A 3215-nucleotide genomic window follows, 5' to 3' on the forward strand; every position below is an offset into this window, starting at 1 on the left:
TCGCCGGGGGGCCGGCCCCAGACCCCTCCCCCTGCCCCCCTCCCGCAAGGGGAGGGGGGACTATAGAAGATTGGACCTCGGAAATACCTGCCCCGATCCGTCCCAGCACCGCGCCGGGCGCCGCGTCCTGGTCGGTCGCGATCAGGATCTCGACCAGCGTGCCGGAGGCCGGGGCCGGGACCTCGACCGTGACCTTGTCGGTCTCCAGCTCGACCAGCGGGTCGCCCTCGCGCACCGTGTCGCCCACGGCCGCGAGCCAGGCCCGCACCGCCGCCTTGGTCCCCTCCTGCTGCACCGGCGCGAACACGTCGACCGCCGCCTCGATGATGTCGGCCATGTCAGAACCCGGTCAGCGCGAGGATCTTGTCGCGGATGCGGTCGACCGACGGCACCGCGGCGTCCAGCAGCACCGGATTGTGCGGGCTGGGGATGTCCGGCATGGTCAGCCGCGCCACCGGGGCGTCGAGGTCCATGAACGCCTCGTCCGCCACCACCGCCGCGATCTCCGCCCCGAAGCCGCCGGTGCGCAGATCCTCATGCACGATCAGGCAGCGCCGGGTACGCGCCACCGAGGCCAGCACCGCCGCGCTGTCCCACGGCATCAGCGTGCGCAGGTCGATCACCTCGACCGAGCGGCCGCTGGCCCGCGCCGCCGCCTCCGCCCGCTCGACCATCGCGCCCCAGGTGACGATGGTCAGGTCGGTGCCTTGCATCGTGGTCCGGGCCCGACCGAAGGGCAGCATATAATCGTCGCCCGGATAGGGCCGGCGGGCGGAAGGAGCGTCGAGCATGGCGCGATGCTCGAGGAACATCACCGGGTCGTCGCCGCGCAGCGCCGCGCGCAGCAGGCCGACCGCGTCCTCGGCATTGGACGGCACCGCCACCTTCCAGCCGGGAGCGTGCACGAACTGCACCTCGTTGGTCTGGCTGTGCCAGGGATCGCCGCATCTGAGGAACCCGACCGGCATGCGCAGCACCATCGGCGCGGCGAAGCGGTTGTTGGTGCGCCAGCGCATCGTGCCGCAATCGTTGATCTGCTCCGCCGCCGGGTCGGCGTACTTCCGGAACTGGATCTCCGGCACCGGCAGCAGGCCGGCCAGCGCCATGCCGACGGCGCGGCCGACGATGCCCTCCTCCGACAGGCTGGTGTCCATCACCCTGTCGGCGCCGAACTTCTCCTGCAGCCCCAGTGTCACGGCATGGACCCCACCCTTGGGCCCGATATCCTCGCCCAGCATGACCATGCGCGGATTGACCGACAGCTCATGGTCCAGGACGCGGCGGATGGCGGCGACCATGTTGATCCGCGGTCCGTCCGGCTGCGGCGTGTCCCTTCCCACGGCCGGGACGATGCCCTCGCCGCGCAGGCCACCCATGGTCTGGGCCTCGCCCTCGAAGAAGACGTGACGCGTCACCGACGCCGCATCGGGAGCGGGGCGCGCCTCGGCCCGGGCCCGCGCCGCCTCGACCTGCGCCTCGGCCTCGGCGGCAAGCGCGTCCCATTCCGCCGCCTCCATGACCGCCGGCACCAGGAACTGCTTCAGCTTCGGCAGCGGGTCGCGGGCCCATTCCGCCGCCACGGTCTCGGCCGGCTTGTAGGCCTGGGTGTCCTGGAAGCTGTGGCCCTCCAGCCGCGGCACGCTCAGCCGCAGCAGGCACGGGCCCTTGCGGCCGCGGACATGGGCGACGGCGGCATCGGCCAGCCGCGCCGTCTCGGCCGGGTCGGTGCCGTCGCCGGCCAGGATGTGCAGGCCGCGGAAGCTGGCGAGGTTGGCAGCGATATCGCCGCCCGGGGTCTGGAACCGCGACGGCACCGAGATGCCGTAGCCATTGTCCTCGATCAGGAACAGCACCGGCAGGCGCTGGGTGGTGGCGATGGTCAGCGCCGACCAGAAGCCGTTGGTGGCGACCGAGGCGTCGCCGCCCAGCACCACGGCGATGGCCCGCTCGCAGGCCGGGTCGTGCAGCACGGTGCGGCCGTACTCGAGCGCCTGGGCCCAGCCGGCGGCCGGGGTGTACTGGGTGCCGACGCCGCCGCACATCGGCAGCGCCGAGGGGCCGGCCGGATTGGGGAAGTTGAACACCACGCCGATGTCGCGGCCGGCGGAATAGCCGCCGTCCCGCGCCATGGACGACCCGAGCGCGTCCACCAGGTCGACGCCGAGCGTCAGCAGGATCGGGCGGGAGCGGTAATAGCCGGAGACCGCGTCGCGCGGATCGGTCAGCCGCGTGCCCAGCAGGATCTGCGCCAAATCGTGGCCGCGGGCGGAAAACTGGTAGAGCACCTTCTTCTGCGGCGCCAGCATCGTCTCCTCCAGCGCGTCGAGGGCGCGGGAGAGGTGCAGCAGATGGGCGACGCGGCGCCAGTCGAAGTCGGGATCGGGCGCGTTCGCCAGGAGGCGGGGCTGCTGGTAGGCGAGAGCTGTCACCGGGTCGTCCTTCCGCTGGGCATTCCGACCGGACGCGCAAAGCGCGCATCTCCAGGAAAAGGATGCGCCGAGATCGGGGAAAAGTTTTGCCGATGTCGGCGCCAAACCGCCCAGCATCAGGTATGATTTGCCCGGATTGTGAGGATCGAGGAGGATTCATGCCTGCCGATGCCGAGGAGCTGGACCGGTTCGAGCGCGCCATCCTGGCGGCGCTGCAGCGCAACGCCCGGCAGAGCGTGCAGGAGCTCGCCGACGCGGTCGGCCTGTCGACCTCGCCGACCTGGCGGCGGCTGAAAGCGCTGGAGGAGCGCGGCGTGATCAAGGACTACGTCGCCCGGGTCGATCCCGCCCGGCTGGGCTACGGCGAGACCGCCTTCGCCCATGTCACCCTGGCCAAGCACGATGGCGAGCAGATCGAGGCCTTCGAGCGCAAGATCGCCGAGCGGCCGGAGGTGCTGGAGTTCTATTCGATGACCGGCTCGGCCGACTACATCCTGCGGATCGTGACCCGCAGCCCGCTGGACTACGAGAAGTTCCTGAAGGAGGTGGTGTTCACCAGCCCGGCGGTGCAGCACATCAGCTCGAACTTCGCCCTGCGCGAGATCAAGAACAGCGTGGCGATCCCGGTCTGAGGCGGAGCCACCCCCTCACCCTCCCGTCGCCAAGGCGGCCGGCCTCTCCCACAACCCGGGGAGAGGGGGAACTGCGCCCGGTTGCCCCCCACCGCAACGTGGGAAGAGGTGGAAAAAGCGCAGCGCTTTAGGGGGTGGGGGGGGCGCAGGTGGC

At 71.2% G+C, this 3215-nt stretch carries 3 protein-coding genes; 1 reads left to right on the forward strand and 2 read right to left on the reverse strand.

Annotated elements, in window-relative coordinates; genetic code table 11:
• Both AAHM41_RS39615 and AAHM41_RS39620 read right to left on the reverse strand, forming a co-directional pair.
• Positions 1-337 (reverse strand): lipoyl domain-containing protein (locus AAHM41_RS39615; protein ID WP_342242145.1); only part of this gene is annotated, 337 nt, incomplete at its 3' end.
• Between the two features lies 1 nt (position 338).
• Positions 339-2429: a transketolase C-terminal domain-containing protein gene (locus AAHM41_RS39620; protein ID WP_342242146.1), complete on the reverse strand. Its 2091-nt coding sequence runs from the start codon at positions 2427-2429 to the stop codon at positions 339-341.
• Positions 2430-2587: 158 nt separating this feature from the next.
• Here AAHM41_RS39620 and AAHM41_RS39625 point away from each other — a divergent pair, with 158 nt between their 5' ends.
• Positions 2588-3061 (forward strand): Lrp/AsnC family transcriptional regulator, encoded by a 474-nt coding sequence (locus tag AAHM41_RS39625; protein ID WP_342242147.1) that lies wholly within the window; start codon positions 2588-2590, stop codon positions 3059-3061.
• The last annotated feature ends 154 nt before the right edge of the window (positions 3062-3215 follow it).

The organism is Inquilinus sp. OTU3971 (assembly GCF_038440215.1).

Excerpts from the sequence above, each read along its gene's own strand:
- AAHM41_RS39625 (WP_342242147.1), top strand. The coding sequence starts at position 2,588 with ATGCCTGCCGATGCCGAGGAGCTGGACCGGTTCGAGCGCGCCATCCTG.